Genomic DNA, 19089 nt, shown 5'->3' with positions numbered 1-19089 from the left:
GGACCGGCTATTCGAGACCGGCGTCCTTGCAGGCCGCCGCGTAGGTCGGGGTGCAGATCTCCTTGACCGTGTAGAGCCCGTCCTTGACGACGGTGTCCTTGATGTTGCTCTTGTTCACCACGACCGGGTTGAGCAGCTGGGCCGCGACCTTGTGGTTGCTGCCGCTGGTGACGGTGGTGGGCACCAGGTCGGACGAGAGGGTCTTGCCCTCGGCCAGGTTGACGGCCATCGTGGCGGCGATGTCGGCCTCCGGCTTGTAGGGCTTCTCGATGGTGAAGGTCTGAGTGCCGATCAGGATCCTCTGGATCGCGTCGAGTTGCGCGTCCTGACCGCTCAGCGGGACATTCATGCCAGCCGACTTGAGGGCGGTGGCGATACCGGCGGCCAGTCCGTCGTTGGCCGAGTAGACGCCGACGATCTTGTCCTTGCCGAGGGAGGCGATGGCGCCGGACATCTGCTGGTTGGCGTTGTTCGGGTCCCAGTTGGGAGTGTCGTACTCCTTGCCGATCTTCACCTTGCCGTCGAGGACGGAGTGCGCGCCGGCCTTGAACTCGGCCGCGTTCGGGTCCGTCGGCGACCCGTTGTGCATCACGATCTCGCCGCTCTTGGCCTTGTCGCCGAGCGCGTCGAGGAGCGCCTTGCCCTGGAGTTCGCCCACCTTGTGGTTGTCGTACGACACGTAGGCGTCGACGGGGCCCTGCGCGAGGCGGTCGTACGCCACGACCTTGACGCCCGCGTCATGGGCCTTCTGCACGGAGGACTGGATGGACTTGGCGTCCACGGCGTCCAGGATGAGGACCTTGTCGCCCTTGGCGAGGGCGGTGTTGACCTGCTGCTGCTGGGTGGTGGCGCTCTCCGCGGCGTTGTAGTAGTCGATGTGGGCCCCGGGCGCCAGTTCGTTGATCTTCGCCTCGATGTAGGGCCGGTCGAACTTCTCGTACCGCGTGGTCTTGCTCTCCGGCAGCAGCAGTCCGATCTTGACGTCCTGCTTCTCGCTCCCCGCGCCCAGGGCCGTCGCACTCGTCGCCGCCACTCCCAGGGAGAGGGCCGCGGCTCCGGCCAGGGCTATCGCGCTCCGCAATGTACGGGTCATGGGGGGCTCCTTTCGTACGCCCCTTCTCCCTCACCTCGTGAGCGCGGGAACGAGGGTGTACATATGGCCTATATATCGACATTAGCCGCAACCTGAGGACCGGCAAGCGGGTGAGCCCCGGGGCCGTGCGCTCGGATCGAGGCTGGCGGGGCGCTGCCCGGAGTGGGAGGATTTGTACGAAGCGACAACGAGCCCGCGCCGGCGCATCCGCTTCCGGCGAGGCCTCCCGTCGAACGAAGAAGGCGCCATGTCCGCCATCACGGAAAGCATCGACATCTCCCGCACGCCCGCGGAGGTCTTCTCCTACGCGACCGACCCGGCGCATCTGCCCGAGTGGCAGGAGAGCGCGGTCTCGGTCCGCGCGATCGGCGACGCCCCCCTCACGGTCGGTTCCAAGGCCGCCGTCACGCGGCGGCTCGGCAAGCGGGAGTTCACCACGACCATGCAGGTCATCGAGCTGGAGCCGCCGAGGCACTGGCACGTGCACGGCATCGACGGCCCCGTACGCGGCGACGTCCAGGGCACCATCGAGCCGCTGGACGACGGCGAGCGCTCCCGGCTGACGCTCTCCCTCGACTTCGAGGGGCACGGCATCGGCAAGGCCCTCGTCCCCCTCGTCGTCCGCCCCCACGTGCGGAAGGAGATGCCCAGGGACGAGCTGACCCTCAAGAACATCCTGGAGAGCGGCGCGGCCGGGGACACGCGTCAGTAGTGACTGTTCATCGCCTCGCGCACCTCGGCGAGGGTCGCGTCCGCCACGGCCCGGGCCCGCTCGTTCCCCTCGCGCAGGACCCGGCGGAGGTACGAGCGGTCCCGCGCGTACTCCGCGCGGCGGGAGCGGATCGGCGCCAGGTACTCGTTGACCGACTCCGTCACGGTCCGCTTCAGCGCCGCGGCCCCCGCGGAGCCGATGTCCTCGGCGACCTCCTCGGGAGTACGGCCCTGGCAGAGCGCCGCGAGCAGCAGGAGCGACGACACCTCGGGACGGCCCGCCGGGTCGTAGGCGATGTGCCGCTCGGAGTCGGTCCTCGCGCCCCTGATCTGCCGGGCGGTCTCGTCGGCGTCGGCGGCCAGGGCGATGGCGTTGCCGCGGCTCTTGCTCATCTTGCTGCCGTCCGTGCCGAGCAGCAGCGGCGCCTCGGACAGCAGGGCGTCGGGCTCGGGGAAGACGGCGGCGCCCTTGCCGTAACGGTCGTTGAAGCGGCGGGCGACGGTCCGGGTGATCTCCAGATGCGGCAGCTGGTCCTGGCCGACGGGGACGAGATCGGCCTTGCAGAACAGGATGTCGGCGGCCTGGTGGACGGGATAGGTGAACATCAGGCCGCTGACGGCCGACTGCCGGGAGTGGGCGATCTCGTCCTTGACGGTGGGGTTGCGGTTCAGCTCCGCCACGGACACCAGACTGAGGAAGGGCAGCAGCAGCTGGTTCAGGGCGGGGACCGCGCTGTGGGTGAAGACCGTGCTGCGCTCCGGGTCCACACCGATGGCGAGGTGGTCGAGGACGAGCTCCTCGACGTGCTCGGTGAGCCTGTCCGCCACGTCGCGGTCGGTCAGGACCTGGTAGTCGGCGATGATCACGAACAGCTCCACCCCGAGGTTCTGGAGCCGCACCCGGTTGTGCAGGGTGCCGAAGTAGTGCCCCAGATGCAGCCGCCCGGTGGGGCGGTCCCCGGTCAGGATGCGGAAACGGCCCGGGTCCTTGAGGATCTGCTCCTCCAGGACCGCGCTGCGCGCCTTGGCGGCGGACGTCCCGAGCGCGTCGGTGGAGGGGACGGCGGTGGTGGCGGTGAGGGTGCTCATGAGTTCTCCTGGTGTGGGTCGATGGCGCCGTCGGGACGACAGGACCCATGAGCCAGGGAACGCAAAAGGGCCGTTCGTCCGAACGGCCCGGTCGTGCGCGAAGGGTGGCCGCTCCTAGGAGGAGCGCCACCAGCTGAGGCACGACGACAGATGCATGGAGCCAGCGTACATGCCCCGCGGCCGAAGCCGCGGGGCATATGAGGAGCGTCGGGTCAGGAGAGCACGACCGGCAGGTCGAACAGGTCGTTCTGCGTCACGACCGGCTTGTTGCGGAGCTCCTCGCGGGGGACCGCCAGACGGAGGCCCGGGAAGCGCTCGTACAGCGCGGGGAGCGCCACCGAGGCCTCCAGGCGGGAGAGCGCCGCGCCCGGGCACACGTGCGGGCCGTGGCCGAAGGAGATGTGCCGGTTCGGGGTGCGGGTCACGTCGAACTCGCCCGCCGTCGGACCGTGCTGCTCCTCGTCCCGGCCGATCGCGCCGAACGACACGATCAGGGCCTCGCCCTTCGGCAGGACCCGGTCACCGACCTCGATGTCCTCGGTGGCGAACCGGATCAGCACGTGCGAGGTGGGCGTCGACCAGCGCAGCGTCTCCTCGATCACGTTCTCCCACGGCACCTCGCCCTTGAGCACCAGGGCACGCTGCTCGGGGTGGGTCTCCAGGGCGACGACCGCGTTCACGATCAGGCTGATCGTCGTCTCGTGCCCGGCCGCCACCATCAGCTGGAGGGTGTTGGTGATCTCCTCCGTGGTCAGCCGGTCGCCGCCCTCCGACGCCTCGATCAGCGCGCTCGTGAGGTCGTCGCCGGGGTTCTCCGCCTTGCCCGCCACGATCCCCGCGAACAGCGCGCCCAGGTCCGCCATCATCTGCGGCACCTCCTCGGGCGGCGTCTGCGTCGAGAAGAACTTGTCGAACAGCGCCTTCATCCGCGGGTGGTCGGCCGGGTCGACGCCCATCAGCTCGCCCACCACGTTCATCGGCAGCGGGTACGCGAACTCCGCCTTCAGGTCCACGACCTCACCGGCCGGGCGCTCGGCCAGCCGGTCGAGCATCCCCCCGGTCAGCGACTCGATGCCGGCGCGCAGCCGCTCCACCCGACGCGCCGTCAGGGCCTGCGCGACCAGCGTCCGCAGCCGCCGGTGCTCCTCGCCGTCGACGGTCAGCATCGACCGGCCGGGGTTCGCCAGACCGATCAGCGGCCAGTCCAGGGGTATCTCGCCGCGCTGCCACGCGCCCCAGACGCCGATGTCCTTCACGAGACGGGCGTCGGTGAGCAGCCTGCGTGCCTCGGCATGCCGGGTGACGGCCCAGCAGGGCACCCCGCCGGGCAGCACGACACGGGCCAGCGGGCCGGCCGCGCGCAGCCGGGCGCTCTCGCCGTCGAGGTCGGCGACGAAGGGGTCAAGCTCGATCACATCGGTGCCGGACGCGGCGGTGTGGTCGTACGGGCAGCTCATCCGAGGGCTCCAAGGGCGGGGGTCGGGGTGTACGTCACGGGCAGTGCGGTCAGGCCGCGCAGCCAGGGGGAGGGGCGGCGGGCGAGGGCGTCCTCGGCGACCGCGAGGTCCACGTCCGGCAGCCGGTCGAGGAGCACCTCGATGCCCGTCCGGGCGATGGTCTCGGCGACCTCCTGGGCGGGGAACGGGCAGCGGTGCTCGCCGTGCCCGAAGGAGAGGTGCGCGTTGTTGCCGCCGGTGAACGCGCCGGAGTCGGTGCGCACGTGCGGGTCGGAGTTGGCGGCGGCCAGGCCGAGCAGCAGCAGATCGCCCTGGCCGATCCGGCGCCCGCCGAGGCGGGTGTCGCGCGAGGCCCACCGACCGGCGACGTTCTGGGTCGGGGTGTCCTCCCACAGGACCTCGTTCATCGCCTCGCCGACGCTGTGCCGGCCACCGGCGAGGGAGGCCGCGAACCGGTCGTCGGTCAGCATCAGACGCAGCGAGTTGCCGATCCAGTCGGCGGTCGGCTGGTGCCCCGCGGCCATCATCACCATGAGGTCCTGGGCGACCTCCTCGACGGTGAACCCGGCGGTGTTGGCGAGCATCCGGGAGGCGACGTCGTCGCCGGGCGTCTGCAACTTCGCGGCGAGCAGCGCGAACATCGACTCGGCCAGGTGGCGCTGGCCCTCCAGGGCGCCCTCCTGACCGTTGATCATGTCGTTCATGGCGGTGACGAGGCCGGGCCCCTGCTCGTCGGCGAAGCCGTAGCAGCTGGCCAGGACGCGGACCGGCAGCAGCATCGCGTACTCGGCGATGATGTCGCAGGAGCCCTTGCCGCACAGCGCGTCGATCAGTTCGTCGGCGAAGCGCTCGGCGCGCTCCTTGAGGAGGAACGGGTCGATCGCCTCCAGGGCGCCGGAGACGACCCCGGCGCGCTCGCGGTGCCGCTCGCCGACGGTGTAGAGGATGGACGGCTGCTTGCGGCCGATCATCGGCAGCAGGGGCCAGTCCGCCGGGATGGCGTCCCACTGGTTCCACAGGTCGGAGTCGCGGGAGAAGAGGACCGGGTCGCTGGTGACCTGGTGCAGCTCGCGGTAGCCGAGGACCAGCCAGGCGGGCACGTCCCCGTCCAGCAGGACCGGGGCGACGGCCCCGTGCTCGCGGCGTATCTGCCGGTACAGCTCGGTGGGGTCGGTCTGGAACCGGGGCCCGCTCAGCGGGACGGGCTGGGGCTCGGGGAGGGTCACGGGGTGGGCTCCGGGATCGGGTGGGGGGTCGGCCGGGAGGCCGCGACGACGGTCCGCAGGTGCTCCACGAGCGAGATCAGGACCTGCTTGCTGGACTCCCGCGAGCGGGCGTCGCAGAAGACCAGCGGTACCTCGTCGGCGAGGTCGAGGGCCTCGCGGATCTGTGCGGGGGTGTGGGCCGGGCCGCCGAAGTCGTTGCATGCGACGACGAACGGCGTGCCGTGGTGCTCCAGGCGGTCGATCGCGTACCAGGAGTCGGCGAGCCGCCGGGTGTCGACGAGGACGACCGCGCCGAGGGTCCCGGAGAACAGCCGGTCCCACAGGAACCAGAACCGCTCCTGGCCGGGCGCCCCGAACAGGTACAGGACGTTGTGGGCGTCCAGCGAGATCCGGCCGAAGTCGAAGGCGACCGTGGTGGCCCGCTTCGCGGTCACGCCGACGGTGTCGTCGACGCCCTCGCCGGCCTGGGTCATGGTCTCCTCGGTGTTCAGCGGACGGATCTCGCTGACCGAGCGGACCAGGGTGGTCTTGCCGACTCCGAAACCGCCGACGACGACGATCTTCAGTCCGTTGTCGGCGGTGCTGCGCAGGGTCTGGCGCTGTTCAGAGATTGCGGAGTCCAACGAGCACCTGCTCCAGGATGTCGTGATCGGGAAGGCGGTACGCGGCGCGGGGGTGCCGCGCGCTGATCCGGCCCGTGTCGTGCAGGTCCGCGAGGAGGATCCGCGTGATCGACACGGGCAGGCCGAGTCCCGCCGCCACCTCCACCACGGCCGTGGGGAGGCGGCACATGCGCAGGATCGCGGCGTGCTCGGACTGCATGCCGGCGACCGGATCGCTCTCGGAGACGACGAGCGTCACCAGGTCGAAGGCGTCGGACCCGGCGCGGCTGCGGCCGCCGGTCAGGGTGTAGAGCCGGTCGGGTGAGTCGTCCCGGCCCGGCCTGCCGCGGCTCATCCCCGGGGCCTCGCGACCAGGTGCTCGCCCAACTGCTCCACCAGCTCGGACATGTTGTGGCCGACGAGCCCGGCGTCGGCGTCCTCGTCGGCGACGAGCGCGAGGTGGGCGCCCTCGCCCGCCTCCACGATGAACAGGATGCCGCCGTAGAACTCGGCCATCGCGGAGCGGACCCCGCCCGTGCCGTCGCCGAACTCCACGGAGGCGCCGTGCGACAGGCTCTGGATGCCGGCGGCGATCGCGGCGAGCTGGTCGGCCTGGTCGACGGAGAGCTCGGGGGTACGGCAGAGCTTGAGGCCGTCCCGGGAGAGCACCAGGGCGTGACGGGTGCCCGGGGTGCGTTCCAGCAGGCCCTCCAGGAGCCAGCTGAGCTTCTCGTCGGTGGTGGTGCCGGTCATGACGGGGTGCCTTCCGAGTGCGGAGAGTTGGTGCTGGGCGGGTCGACGGGGGCTTCGGCGGCGGGCTCGTCCTCGGTCGTCGCCCGCTCCTCCGGCGCCGGGGCGCCGGTGCCGCGGACCGCCTGGCGGAAGGTGCCGAAGCGCGTGGCGGCCCCGGCCGCCGCGCCGGCGCGCGGGCCCGCCGCGCGCGGCTTCCCGGCGGCCTCGGGGCCCTCGGGGTGGGCGGCGGCCATCGCCCGGCCGCGGCGGCGGCGCGGCAGACCGCTCTCGCCGAACCGGGGGTGCTCGCCGGTGCTCTCGGCCGCGGTCTCGTGCGTGGTCTCGGGCTCGACGGCCGGGACGGGCGCGGGCGGCGACGCCAGGCCGCGTCCCGTCACGGGAGGCAGGACGGCCTCGGGCGCGGGCTGCGGCTCGGCGGGCACGTGGCTGATCAGCTCCTGGGGCAGCATCAGCAGGGCGCCGGTGCCGCCGCGCGCCGAGGGGCGGAACGACACGGTGAGGCCGTGCTTGCGGGCCAGGCGGCCGACGACGGCCAGGCCGAGCCGGGTGCCGGAGAGACTGGCCAGGTCCTGCGCCGTCGAGCCGACCGCGGCCTCCGCGCGGCGCAGCTGCACGTCGCTCATGACCAGGCCGCTGTCCTCGACCGAGATGATGACGCCGGCCGGGACCTCCTCCACGTAGACGTGGACCTCGGCGGTGGGCGGCGAGAAGTTCGCCGCGTTGTCCATGAGTTCGGCCAGGGCGTGCATGACGCCCTCGGCCGCGTGCCCGGCGACGGCCGCGTCGCTGCTGGAGTGCAGTCGCACCCGCTGGTAGCCGCCGATCCGGCCCATGGCGCCGCGCAGGATCGACTCCATGACGATGGGTCGGGCCCAGCGCCTGCCGGACCGGGCCCCGGTCAGCACGGCCACCGAGTCGGCGAGCCGGCCGGCCTGGGCGGTGCGGTGGTCGAGGTGGAGCAGGTCGGTCAGGACGTCCTCGTCCGCGTGCCGGTGCTCCATCTCCCGCAGGTCGGCGAGCATGCTGGTGGCGAGGGCCTGCATGCGGCCGGCCGCGTTGGCCGCGGCGGCCATGGCGGCGGACCGGCCGGACTCGGCGCGGCGCAGCCGCGTTTCGAGCCGCTGGACCTCGGCGGCCCGATCGGCGGTCAGCTCGGCGATGCGGGCGGTGTGGGTGCGGGCGAGTTCCTGGGTCCGGGCGGTGTGGGCCGCCTCGGAGGCGGCGGCCTCCGTCTCGTACCGCTCCTTCAGCGCCGCCGTCCCGCGCGCCGCTTCGGCCGCCTGCCGGGCGGCCAGGGCCTCCCGGGAGGCGAGTTCGGCGGTGAGGGCCTCGACCCGGCGGCTCAGGGAGCGCGCGGTCCGCCCGTACCAGGTGACGGCGAAGGCCGCGGCCGCGAGGAGCAGGACGCCGCCGCCGCTGAACCAGCCGAGGGCGGGACGGATCTCGGCCGGCACCGCGGCGACCGCCGCGACGACGAGCGCACCACCCGCGACGGCCGTCAGCGACGAGGCGAGCAGGGCAGGACGGAAGGGGATGGACGGCGCCGACATCAACCAGACTCTCAGGAACGGGCACGCGGGGTGGGGAGTCGCAATGACGGCACTATAGATCCGGAGTTGATCGTTTCGGAACCGGCCTTGATCGGATCGGTATGCAGGTCACGGAATACGCTGCCGCTCCGCCTCCGTCGTGACCTCCGGGCAGGTCAGACCGGCGCGCTCCGCCAGCGCACCGCCCTGGAAACGGCTCTCCGCCCCCAGCTCCTCCAGGAGATCGGCGATGTGACGGCGGCAGGTGCGCAGCGACATCCCCATGCGCCGGGCGATCACCTCGTCCTTGGCGCCCTCCGCGAGCAGCCCCACGAGCGCCCGCCGCAGACTCGGCCCGACCTCCTTGTACGCGGCCTCGCTGGCGCCGACGAAGGGCACCGCCCCGGACCAGTGCTGCTCGAACACCCGGCAGAGGTACGCCACCACGTCGGGGTCCCGCACGAGCACCGCGCCCTCGCCCGCACCGCCGTCGGCACGCCGGGGCAGGAAGGCGACCGACCGGTCGAAGACCACGGCCCGGTCCGGCAGTTCGGCGGCGGTGCGGTACTCGGCGCCGGCCTCGGTGAGCCGCTCCACGTACCCCTGGGTGGACAGGCTGGACCGCGCCGAGTGCTGGTACAGCGTGCGCATCCGCACGCCCCGGCGGAGCATCGCCACGTCCCGCTCGACGGCGTCCCCGAGACGGTGCGCGGCCCGTCCGCCGCCCGGCTGGATGCTGAACACCTCCTCGCGGCAGCGGGCCGACTCCTCGGTGAGCATCGCGGAGGCCGACGCCATGTCGGGCAGCACGTCGAAGCCCTCCCGGCGGCCCTGTTCGCGCCGGGCGGCGCGGTACCGGGGCATCAGGGAGTGCAGGTCGTCGCGGAGGGCCTGGGCGTGCGCGGCGGCCCGCGCGAGCTCCGCCTCCAGCGGCCCGACCACCTCCGCCGCGGCGGCGTCCGGGCTCACCGGGATCAGCTCATCCGGCCGGCCGGGCGCCGGACGCAGCAGGCGCAGCCGCCGCAGGGTGCGGCAGGCCGACTCCACGTCCTCCGCGCCCAGTCCGAGGCCGGGAAGCCCCTCCGACGGCCGGTCCGCCAGGCTGCCGTGCTCCAGTACGTACGCGAAGACGGCGACGGCCCCGGCGTCCAGTCGAGGCATTCCGTCCACATCCACCCCAGTAGTCACCCAATTCCCCCGTGATGCGGCCCTGCTACTTCCGTGCCATGCAGGGTATTGCCAGGTCATGGCGCTGGACCAAGCGGGCTCGCCGGGATGGACTGGTGCTGTCCGGCCGAGGGAAACCCCATCAGGCCGACATACGGCGTGAACCATCCAGACATGGAGCTTCCCGCCCGTCCTTCCACCTCCCGAACCAGGAGCCGCACCATGTCCGTCGCCGTCCGCTGCCTCCTCGTCCTCACCGTCCTGCTCGCCGGCGGATCGGCCCTCGCCACGGCGGCCGACGCACCGGCGACGCGGACGGCGGCCGCGGACCTCATGGACACCAGCTGGGGCGACGACTACCAGCGGCCCCTCCAGTAGGCACCCCGCCGCCCGCCCACTCGTCAGCCCTGCGAAACGCGAGGACGAAGAGCGTGTCGTCACCCACCGGGAACCCTTCCCCGCCCGGCCCCGGCCCCCGGCGGTCGCGCCCCGAAAGCCCCGCGGACCGGGCCCTGTTGCCGGACGTCGTCCGCGCCGTGATCGCCCGGAGCGCACCCGGCGCCGAGCCGGCGGACTGGAGCGTCGAACAGGGGGAGTTCTGGTGCCACGTCGTGCCCGGCGGAGCCGTCGCGCGCGCCCAGGGCTGGAAGCTCCACATCCCCGCCACCCCGCTCTCGGCCCCCCTGGTCCTGGCCCGGTCCGCCGAGGTTCTCGTGGCCCACCGCGCGGCCTTCAAGTTCGCCGGGAGCCCGGCCAGGGTCGCCGCGCTGGTCTCCGGGCGCTTCGCCCGCGGCGGAGGCGGCAAGTTCCTGACCGTGTACCCGTCCGACGACGAGCAGTTCCGGCGGCTCGCCGAGGAACTCCACCGGGCCACCGAGGGCCTGCCGGGCCCCGCCGTCCTCTCCGACCGGCGCTACCTCCCCGGCAGCCAGGTCTTCTACCGGTACGGAGTGTTCAAGGGCGTCCGTGAACTCACGGCCGACGGCTCCTTCGCCGCCCGCCTCACCGACCCCGAGGGCCGGCCGGTCGCCGACGAGCGCAACGCCTGGTTCAGCCCGCCCGCCTGGGCCGGCGACCCCTTCCCCGACCGTACCGCCGCACCCGCCCGCAGCACGGCCACGGCCAAGCCCGTCCTGCTCGGCGACCGCTTCCTCGTACGGGGCGCGATCCAGCACTCCAACAAGGGCGGGGTGTTCCGGGCCGAGGACACCCGCACCGGCGCACAGGTCGTCGTCAAGCAGGCCCGCCCCCACGTGGGGGCGGGACTCGAAGGCCTGGACGTCCGGGACCTGCTGCGCCGCGAGGCCGCGCTGCTCGAACGGTTCGGGCGCGCGCACCCCGACCGGGTCCCCGGCCTCGTCGAGGTGTTCGAACAGCAGGGCAGCGTGTTCCTGGCCACCGCCTCGGTCCCGGGAGCCACGCTCCGGCGCACCGTCGCCGAACGCCTGGCACGCGAGGGCAACGGCTGCCCCGACGACCGCACGGCCGCGTCCCTGGTCCGGCAGCTCGTCGAACTCGTCGCCGCCGCCCATGAACTCGGCGTCACCCTGCACGACTTCAACCCCAACAACATCATGGTCGCCCCGGACGGGCGGCTCGTCCTCATCGACCTGGAGATGGCGGCCCCGGAGGGGGAGCGCTGGGTACTCGGAGCCACCCCCGGCTACACCGCCCCCGAACTGCGCGCCGCCGACCAGGTGGCCCCCGCCCTGCCGCCGGACGTCGACCTGTACGCCCTCGGCGCCACCGTCCTGCACGCCCTCGGCGGCGCCGACCCGCTCTTCGCCGAGGACCTCCCGCGCGAGACGGCCCGGCCGGACGAACAGCGCCTCGCGGACCTCGTGGAGCTGCTCTCCCGCGACCACGCACCCGTACGGCGCTTCGCGCCGCTGATCCGGGGGCTGATGCGGGACGAACCCGCGGACCGCTGGAGCCTGGAGCGGGCGCGGGAGTTCCTCACGGAAAGCGTCGTGGAGGGCCGAGCGGAAAGCCTCGCCGAAGCCTCCACGGACGGCCGGGAGGACGCGGCGGCACGACCGGACGCGGCCGCCACGCGCGAGCGCCTCCTGCGCGACGGCATCGCGCACCTGCTGGCCACGATGCGCCCGCACGACCCCGAACGGCTGTGGGTCTCGGACTCGTTCGGCGAGACCTGCGACCCGGTGGCCGTGCAGCACGGCTCGGCCGGCGGCGTCGCCCTGCTCGCCCGGGCCCTCGGCCACTGGGACGCCGGATCTCCCCTCCAGGAGGCCGGTTCCGTGACCCGCGAGGCGCTCGCCGAGGGCCTCCGCTCCGCCGCCCGCTGGACGGCGGAGCGGCAGGAGGCGCTGCCGAGCACGCTCCCCGGGCTGCACTTCGGCCGCTCGGGCACCGCCTGGGCGCTGCTCGACGCCGCCCGCGCCCTGGACGACACCGCCCTCGCGGACCGGGCCGTCGCGCTGGCCCTCGAACTGCCCGTCCACGGCCCCAACCCGGACGTCTGCCACGGCGTGGCCGGCTCCGGCCTCACCCAGCTGCACTTCTGGCGCACCACCGGAGACCCGCGCTTCCTGGACCGCGCCGCCGAGGTCGCGGACGGACTGCTCGACGCGGCACGGCGCACCCCCGAAGGGGTCTTCTGGCCCGTGCCGGAGGACTACGACTCCGCGCTCGCCGGAGCCTGGCACTACGGCTTCGCGCACGGCGTGGCCGGGGTCGGCACCTTCCTGCTGCTCGCCGCCGGGGCCACCGGCGACGGACGGTTCCTCGACGCGGCCGCCGAGGCGGGGACCACGCTCACGGCCGCCGCCCGCAGCGGCCCGGCGGGCGCGCTGTGGCCCGTCGACCGGGCCCGGCACCTCTCCGACTCCCCGGAACTCGCCCGGCACTGGTGCAGCGGCTCCTCCGGGATCGGCACCTTCCTGGTCCGGCTCTGGGCGGCGACCGGCGCGTCCGACAAGGTCGTCCGCGACCTGGTGGACGGCGCGGCCCTCGCCGTGCGGGCGGGCAGGGTCACCGACTCGCCGGCCACCTGCCACGGCCTCGCGGGGAACGCCGAGTTCCTCCTCGACGCGGCCGTACGGACGGGCGACGAGCGCCACTTCGCCGCGGCCGAACTCCTCGTCGAGCACCTGGCGGCCCAGGCCGTGCTGCGCGACGGACGCCTCCTGGTGCCCGACGAGAACCGCAGGACCGTCCTCGCCGAGTACGCCACTGGCCTCGCCGGGAGCCTCTCCCTGCTGCTCCGCCTGCGGAGCGGAGGCCCGCGGGCCTGGCTGCCGGAGGACGGCCCGGCCCACCCCTGAGTGTCCGGCGGCCCCAGGCCGCCGGCGATCCACCGAAGAATCCGAAGAAGGAGACCATCATGATGGAGTTCGACATCGACGCCCTGCAGGTCCTGCCGGAGGAGGCCCGCACCGAGGACGCCCGCGGCGAGGAGCACGCCGCCGCGCTGATCACCGCCTGCCGCTGGCTCACGAGCGGCTGCTGACCCGGCCGCTCACGGAGGGGGCCGGCGTCCCGGCCGGCCCCCTCGCCGCGGAGGTACGACCCGCGGAGGTACGACCGTAGACTCGGAGTACGGGCGTGCCGCGCCCCCGCGTTCACGGCTGGAGGCGGCGATGACCAGGCTGACGGGCAGGGCCCTGCGGGTGACGGTCTTCGTGGGCGAGACCGATCTGTGGCACCACAAGCCCCTGTACACCCAGATCGTCGGCCGGGCGCGCGAGGCCGGTCTCGCGGGCGCGAGCGTGTTCCGCGGCATCGAGGGCTTCGGCGCCTCCTCGCTGATCCACACCCAGAGGCTGCTCTCGCTGAGCGAGGACCTCCCCGTGGCCGTGGTCATCGTCGACACCGAGGAGAAGATTCGGGCCTTCCTGCCGCAGCTCGACGAACTGGTCGGCGAGGGCCTGGTGATCCTCGACGACTGCGAGGTCATCCGCTACGCCGGCCGCGCGGAGCCCGTCTGAGGTTCACGAGGGCGTGATCGCCGAGAGACCCTTGCGGAGGTCCTCCGGGTTCATGACGGGGGAGTAGTGGATCTTGGCGTTGACCCCCATGAAGAACGGCTCCGAGATGACCGGCAGTCGGGAGGGGTCGTCCAGGTCGAAGAAGAGGTACCCGGTCCGACAGCCGTCCTCGACGGTGAAGTACGCGGCCTCGGGCTTGAGTTCCTGGAGCGCGCCCTCCATCAGCTTCAGCAGGCTTCCCTGCCTGATGGCCTCGTTGGAGGCCGGGGTGTCCATCTGGATCTTCAGCAACATGCGCATGGCGCGGCCTTTCCCGGCCGGGCGGGCGCTCCGTTCGGGCGCCCGGGATCCCGGACGCGCTCAGTTCCAGCGTCCTCCTTTCCCTCCGGCGGGACCACTCGGCGGGACCTCCGGCGGGACCACGGCGGCGCTACCGCGTTTCCCGGGCGAGGAACGCGGGCCGCAGCGAGGTGTCCACGGGGTCGTAGTAGCGGTGGAAGACCGGCGTCGTGGAGCCGGAGACGGGCGGAACGATCCAGCTCCAGTCGGCCGGTGTGGGCCTGCCGTACCGGCTCTCCTGGGCGATGTGCCGCAGGAAGCGCTCGGACTCGGTGTGATGGTCCGCGATCGTCACCCCGGCCCGCTGGAAGGAGTGCAGCACCGCCACGTTCAGCTCGACGAGCGCCCGGTCCCGCCACAGCGTGCGCTCCGAGGAGCGGTCGAGGCCCAGACGGTCGGCGACCACCGGGAGGAGGTCGTACCGCTCGGTGTCGGCGAGGTTGCGGGCGCCTATCTCCGTCCCCATGTACCAGCCGTTGAACGGCGCCGCCGGATAGCGGACCCCGCCGATCTCCAGCGTCATGTCGCTGATCGCCGGCACCGCGTACCAGCGCAGCCCCAGCTCCGCGAACCAGCCGTGGTCCGGATGCCGGAGCGGCACCTCCAGGACGGAACCGTCCGGCACCTCGTACCACTCCGGCCGCCCGCCCGGACGCTCCTCGATCATCAGCGGAAGCACCTGGAAGGCCTCCTCGTCCCGCTTCCACCCCAGGTCACGGGCGCGGGCGGTCGAGGTCGCGCCGCGCGGGTCGCCGAGCCAGCGGCCCTCGGGGGTGCGGTGCCCCGCGTAGCGGACCAGTTGGTCGTTGACGATGCGCGGCGCGGGGCGGCCCGGCCGGTCGGGGGCGAACACCGAGATCACCGGGCGGATCCGGCCGCCGTTCCCGGCGAGCCTCAGGTGCTCGAAGCAGTGGGCGGCCATGTCGTCGGCCGACGTGACCTGCCGCAGGTCGCGCACCACGAGGCTGCGCCAGTACAGCCTGCCGATGCAGCGGGCCGCGTTGCGCCAGGCGACCCGGGCGCCGAAGGAGAGCTCGGCCGGGGTGTGCTCGTACGTACCGGTCCGGTCGATCGCGGCGAGCACCTCCCGGACCCGGCGCTCCACGTCCCCGGCCTCGGGCTGCTCGTGGTGGAACTGGCGGACGAAGCCCTCCGCCTCCCGACGGTCCGTCACCTGCTGGACCGGAGAAGGCGGTTGGGCCGGCCGTGCGCCGGACGGGGGCGCGGCCGTGGGCGTGAACGGACAGGTGCTGACGGCGGCGGCCTTGCGGCGGCGGCCCAGGCTGAAGACCAAGGTGATTCCTCCCGCCCCCATGACTACCGCACGTGTGCGCGTGGTTGTGGAGAGTAGGGGGAGTTCGAGATGCGGAGGGCGCCGCACTGGTAAGGTGCGCGGCGCCCTCCGCCTTCAGGGGCTCAGATCCCCGTGACCTTGGCCGTCGCCGTCAGCTCGTAGACCAGGGTGACCGTGCGCCGCCCGCCGGGCGGCAGCGGGACGTCCCAGCGGACGATGCCCTCGTCGTCGACCGCGTCGGGAGCCGGGGAACAGGCCTCCTTCCGCAGGCGCACCTCCACCGCCGACACCTCCGAGACGGGGATCCGCTCCCGCAGGGCGATCACCCGCTCGCCCTCCTCCCCGGGCGGGGAGAACCGGGACAGGTGCAGCCGGACCGTGCGGGTGACCACCGTCCGCTGGGTGAGGCCGGTGGTGTCGCGGGACTCCTCGGTGTGCCGGACCACCCGGTGGTCGTCGCGGCTGCCGAAGGCGAGCTCGACGGCGGCGCCGGGGGCCGTGAAGTCCAGCGTGCCGCGGCCGGTGAACCCGCTGCCCCGGACCAGGTCCACGGGACCGGCGAGCAGCGCGTGCCCGGACCGGTTGTCGCACCGGACCACCTGGGTGACCAGCGGGGACAGTTCGGGCGAGCAGGCGTACTCGCTGCGCGCGGCCGTCGTGAACGCGGAGAGCGGCACCCGGTGGGCCCGGCCGTCCGAGGGCACGGACACGGGTGCGGGGGAGTGCAGGACCCGCGCCTCGCCGCCGTCGTCCACGCCCGGCAGGCCGAGGACCGGGGCCGGTCCGAGCGTCGCGATCTCCTCCTCGCGCAGCTCGACGTCGATCGTGCGGCGCTCCGCCGCGGTGCGGTCCTTGAGCGTCAGCCGGTCCTCGGCGAGCCGCGGCGGATCGGTGGCGAGCGCCGACCGGGCGGTCGACAGCGTCAGCCGCACGTCCGACCAGTCCTCGCCGGTGCGCTGCCAGACCACGGCGTCGGTCTCCAGGGTCAGGGAGTCCCCGTCGAGCACGGCCCGGTAGGCGGGCCTCCACAGCGCGCACGGGGTGAGATGGCTCAGCCGCATCCGTACGGGCCCGGCGACCGGGGCCTCCACGGTCAGCTCGACATGGGCGGTCAGCTCGGCGGGCTCCTCCTCGGCGAGGTCCATGGCCCGCCGGACGGCACTCAGTTCGGCGTCGAGGGCCGTCAACCGGGCCTCCGCCACGCGGAGTTCCTCGCCGTACGTGTCGCGCTCCGCGTCCACGCGGTCGAGTTCGCGGTTCCAGCGGGGCCCTTCGGCCTCTCCGTACCCGGCGCCCTCGCCGATCTCCCGCAGCAGGTCGGCGGCGAGCCGGCCGAGCAGGTCGAGGCGGGCCCGCAGCCGGTCGCGGCGCCGCTCCACGGCGAGGCGTTCCTCTTCGAGGGCGTGCGCCCGGTGACCGAGGGCGGAGTCGTCCTCGGTGGGAGGGGCCGGGGCGCGGGGCGTCCAGTCGCGGACGATCCGCACGTCGAGCACGGTGGCCCGGTGGCCGGAGACCGGCTCGGCGTGGAGGGTGCGGTCGACGGCGAGCGCGCTGACGGGCCCGAGCCGCAGGCGCTGGACGCCGGCCTCCAGGTCGAGCACGGCGGTGCGCTCGACGTGGGCGCGGTCCTCCAGACAGGTGACGGCGGTGACGGGAAGGGCGATCGGCTTCGGATCCGTGGACATGGGGGTGTCAGCTCCTGCGGTTGCCGTCGACCAGGGCCTTGCCGGCCGGGATGCGGATCTCGTAGCCGCCGTCGAGCACGGCGGTGCCGCCGGCGGGCAGGTCCACCCGCCAGACGCGGGTGCCCGGGGCGTGGTGCTCCGGCGCGGCCCCCTCCTCGGGCGCCGTCCAGTCGGCGCGCTCCTCGACGCGGACGTCCGGCTCGGAGGAGACCGGCACCCGCTCGTGGACCTCGACGGTGACGGGCCCCGCGAGGCGGTTGGCCAGTTCCACGTGGACGCGGTGGTCGAGGACGGTGACGTTGTTCCGCAGGCCCGCGGTCGACTCCTTCAGATGCGTACGGCGGGTGACGCGGACGCCCTCGGCCGGCCCGAGACCGAGGCGCCGCACGCCGCCGGGCGCGAGCGTGGGCAGGGCGGCGGTCAGCAGGAACTCGTCGTCGACGGTGACCTCCACCGGTCCGGCGAGCAGCGCCTGACGGGTGGTGTTGGAGACGGCGAGGGTCGCGTACACCGTCTGCTCCACGGACGGCACACAGATGTGCTCGGTGTGCAGGACGACCGGGATCTCGCCGACGGTGACCGTGTGCCAGGTGCCGTCCGAGGGCACGTCGGCACGGGCGGCGGCGTCGAAGCGGTGGTCGAAGGAACCCGCCGAGGCGCGCGGGCGCACCGCGTGCCGGGGCAGCGGCAGCCCCGCCACCGCCTCGGCACGGCGGCGGTACTCGTCGGTCACCGCGTCGGAGGAGGCGCCGGGGAACAGCCGGCCACGGCGGGCCCCCGGCTCCTCGGGACCGCACAGCACGAGGCCGGCGTAGTCGAGTTCGGCCCCGCTCGGCTGCGGCGGACCCACGGGCGGTGGCGCCGTCGCGCCCGGGGCCACGGGGCCCTGGGGCGCGGGTGCCGGGGACGGGCGGCCCGCGAAACCGCCCCTGCCGCCGGCGCGCGGCCGGCCGCCCGGGCGGGGCGCCGCCGACCGCAGGAGGTCCGGACCCTCGTCCCCGAAGGCCTGCGGAGCGGAGCCGTACGCGCCACCGGGCTGCGGCGGCCCGGTGAACGCCGGCGGCGGGGGCGGTACGGGCGCGGCCGCAGGCGCGGGAGCGGCCACGGGCGCCGAGCCCGCCGCGCCGGCTGCCACGGCGCCTCCCGCCGCGGAACCGGCGCGGAACGGAGCCGGGCCCGCCGCCTCGTACCCGGAGAACAGGTCGGCGAGCCCCGCCGGGGGTTCGCGCCAGCCGGACGGCGCGGGCGCGGACTGGCGGCGGCCGATCCGGATCGAACGGAGCGCCGGCAGATCGGTGCGGCGCCGCAGATCGGCGGTGGCCAGGGCGAGGCGCACCCCGGTCCAGTCCTCCCCGGTGCGCTGGGCGACCGAGGCGCGCAGCACCAGCCGGCCGCCGCCGTCGCCCTGACGGTGGGTGAGGCGGTACGTCGGCACCCAGACGGCACCCGGCACGCCGTACTCCAGCTCCACGTCCACCTCCTCCGCGTCCCCGGCGCCGGCGAGGGCCAGGACGGCGCACACCGAGGTCGCGACATGGGCCGAGGGCGCGTCGGTGGAGGCGCGGTGCAGCCGGTCGCAGGCCACGTCGAACTCGTGCTCGGCGAGCCGGAGGGCCTCGTCCAGCTCGACGAGCCGGGCGTGGAGCCCCGCAAGGCGTTCGTCGACGAAGTCGGCGAGCTCCAGCCACGCGTCGACCGGGGTACGGCGGTGCGGGTCCTCGCGCTTGCGGTGGGGCGGGACCGGGCGCAGGTCGCCGACCTCCGCGATCAGGGTCCGGTGCCGGTCACGGCGTGCCCGCGCCGCCGCGCGGACCTCCTGGAGCCGGTCGACCTCGCGCCGCAGCGCGTCGGGAGCGCCGTCCTCGTACGGCTCCGCCTCGATCTCCACGCGCGCCTCGGTGACCCGCGCCCCGGAGGGGCCCAGGATCCGGGCCCGCAGCGAACCGGCGTCCAGGGTGCGGGGCAGTCCCGTCACCCGTACCCGGCCGTCCGGCGGCACGACGCCCCGGGCCAGCCGCCGACAGAGCGCGCCCTGCGCGTACACCACGACCGAGTCGAGGCTCGACCCCCACCCCGGCACCGCACCGACCGTCATGCGCCCCCCTGCTCATCCGTGTCGGGGGAAGCCTACGCCGTGCCGGTCCGCGCGGCCTCGGAGCCTTGTCGGGGAGGGGTGACGGCTGCAAGATCCTCTTTG

General features: G+C 73.9%; 18 protein-coding genes. 5 read left to right on the top strand and 13 right to left on the bottom strand.

The annotated features are described in order from the left end of the window. Positions 1-7: 7 nt before the first annotated feature. Positions 8-1093, bottom strand: a complete 1086-nt coding sequence (locus ACH4TP_RS08680) for a substrate-binding domain-containing protein (protein ID WP_389224579.1) — start codon at positions 1091-1093, stop codon at positions 8-10. Between the two features lie 247 nt (positions 1094-1340). Between ACH4TP_RS08680 and ACH4TP_RS08675 the strand changes: the two genes are divergently transcribed. Continuing rightward, the gene (locus tag ACH4TP_RS08675; protein WP_398436582.1) at positions 1341-1805 is read left to right on the top strand and encodes an SRPBCC family protein; all 465 of its coding nucleotides are present in this window, start codon (positions 1341-1343) and stop codon (positions 1803-1805) included. Here ACH4TP_RS08675 and trpS read toward each other — a convergent pair. From trpS to ACH4TP_RS08635, 8 genes are all read right to left on the bottom strand, one after another. Next, on the bottom strand, positions 1799-2893 hold the full coding sequence (gene trpS, locus ACH4TP_RS08670) for a tryptophan--tRNA ligase (protein ID WP_398178988.1): 1095 nt from the start codon (positions 2891-2893) through the stop codon (positions 1799-1801). The two genes, ACH4TP_RS08675 and trpS, sit on opposite strands and share 7 nt — an antisense overlap. 212 nt (positions 2894-3105) lie before the next feature. Continuing rightward, positions 3106-4350 carry a cytochrome P450 gene (locus ACH4TP_RS08665; RefSeq protein WP_398436580.1) on the bottom strand — a complete coding sequence of 415 codons (1245 nt, stop codon included), beginning with the start codon at positions 4348-4350 and terminating at the stop codon, positions 3106-3108. Then, a complete protein-coding gene (locus ACH4TP_RS08660) occupies positions 4347-5576 on the bottom strand; it encodes a cytochrome P450 (protein WP_389224587.1) in 1230 nt (409 codons plus the stop codon). Before ACH4TP_RS08660 ends, ACH4TP_RS08665 begins: the two co-directional genes overlap by 4 nt. Beyond that, the gene (locus ACH4TP_RS08655; protein ID WP_389224589.1) at positions 5573-6199 is read right to left on the bottom strand and encodes an ATP/GTP-binding protein; all 627 of its coding nucleotides are present in this window, start codon (positions 6197-6199) and stop codon (positions 5573-5575) included. Before ACH4TP_RS08655 ends, ACH4TP_RS08660 begins: the two co-directional genes overlap by 4 nt. Further along, complete coding sequence (locus ACH4TP_RS08650; RefSeq protein WP_388847261.1) at positions 6180-6533, bottom strand: DUF742 domain-containing protein; 354 nt, start codon at positions 6531-6533, stop codon at positions 6180-6182. The genes ACH4TP_RS08655 and ACH4TP_RS08650 overlap by 20 nt, the downstream gene beginning before the upstream one ends. Continuing rightward, positions 6530-6931 (bottom strand): roadblock/LC7 domain-containing protein, encoded by a 402-nt coding sequence (locus ACH4TP_RS08645; RefSeq protein WP_030212242.1) that lies wholly within the window; start codon positions 6929-6931, stop codon positions 6530-6532. Before ACH4TP_RS08645 ends, ACH4TP_RS08650 begins: the two co-directional genes overlap by 4 nt. Next, the gene (locus ACH4TP_RS08640; protein WP_398436577.1) at positions 6928-8481 is read right to left on the bottom strand and encodes a sensor histidine kinase; all 1554 of its coding nucleotides are present in this window, start codon (positions 8479-8481) and stop codon (positions 6928-6930) included. The genes ACH4TP_RS08645 and ACH4TP_RS08640 overlap by 4 nt, the downstream gene beginning before the upstream one ends. Before the next feature lie 108 nt (positions 8482-8589). Beyond that, positions 8590-9621 carry a hypothetical protein gene (locus tag ACH4TP_RS08635; RefSeq protein WP_398179004.1) on the bottom strand — a complete coding sequence of 344 codons (1032 nt, stop codon included), beginning with the start codon at positions 9619-9621 and terminating at the stop codon, positions 8590-8592. Positions 9622-9849: 228 nt separating this feature from the next. Here ACH4TP_RS08635 and ACH4TP_RS08630 point away from each other — a divergent pair, with 228 nt between their 5' ends. From ACH4TP_RS08630 to ACH4TP_RS08615, 4 genes are all read left to right on the top strand, one after another. After that, positions 9850-10005 carry a hypothetical protein gene (locus ACH4TP_RS08630; RefSeq protein WP_389224595.1) on the top strand — a complete coding sequence of 52 codons (156 nt, stop codon included), beginning with the start codon at positions 9850-9852 and terminating at the stop codon, positions 10003-10005. 53 nt (positions 10006-10058) lie between these two features. After that, on the top strand, positions 10059-12911 hold the full coding sequence (gene lanL, locus ACH4TP_RS08625) for a class IV lanthionine synthetase LanL (RefSeq protein ID WP_398436575.1): 2853 nt from the start codon (positions 10059-10061) through the stop codon (positions 12909-12911). A 59-nt stretch (positions 12912-12970) separates the two neighbouring features. Beyond that, complete coding sequence (locus tag ACH4TP_RS08620; RefSeq protein ID WP_388847272.1) at positions 12971-13096, top strand: ALQxL family class IV lanthipeptide; 126 nt, start codon at positions 12971-12973, stop codon at positions 13094-13096. A 130-nt stretch (positions 13097-13226) separates the two neighbouring features. Continuing rightward, positions 13227-13574, top strand: coding sequence for a DUF190 domain-containing protein (locus ACH4TP_RS08615; RefSeq protein WP_389224598.1), 348 nt, complete (start codon positions 13227-13229; stop codon positions 13572-13574). 3 nt (positions 13575-13577) lie between these two features. Here the strand turns inward: ACH4TP_RS08615 and ACH4TP_RS08610 are convergent, their stop codons facing one another. The 4 genes from ACH4TP_RS08610 to ACH4TP_RS08595 all read right to left on the bottom strand — a co-directional run bounded on the left by ACH4TP_RS08610 (position 13578) and on the right by ACH4TP_RS08595 (position 18987). After that, the gene (locus tag ACH4TP_RS08610; protein ID WP_389224600.1) at positions 13578-13874 is read right to left on the bottom strand and encodes a hypothetical protein; all 297 of its coding nucleotides are present in this window, start codon (positions 13872-13874) and stop codon (positions 13578-13580) included. 130 nt (positions 13875-14004) lie between these two features. Next, complete coding sequence (locus ACH4TP_RS08605) at positions 14005-15228, bottom strand: nitric oxide synthase oxygenase (RefSeq protein WP_398436572.1); 1224 nt, start codon at positions 15226-15228, stop codon at positions 14005-14007. A gap of 101 nt (positions 15229-15329) precedes the next feature. Beyond that, positions 15330-16892 carry a mucoidy inhibitor MuiA family protein gene (locus tag ACH4TP_RS08600; RefSeq protein WP_398436571.1) on the bottom strand — a complete coding sequence of 521 codons (1563 nt, stop codon included), beginning with the start codon at positions 16890-16892 and terminating at the stop codon, positions 15330-15332. A gap of 7 nt (positions 16893-16899) precedes the next feature. Next, the gene (locus ACH4TP_RS08595) at positions 16900-18987 is read right to left on the bottom strand and encodes a DUF4139 domain-containing protein (RefSeq protein ID WP_398436569.1); all 2088 of its coding nucleotides are present in this window, start codon (positions 18985-18987) and stop codon (positions 16900-16902) included. Positions 18988-19089: the final 102 nt, after the last annotated feature.

Source organism: Streptomyces sp. NPDC021012 (genome assembly GCF_044333355.1).
GTDB lineage: Bacteria > Actinomycetota > Actinomycetes > Streptomycetales > Streptomycetaceae > Streptomyces.
This window is presented reverse-complemented; position numbering and strand designations above follow the sequence as displayed.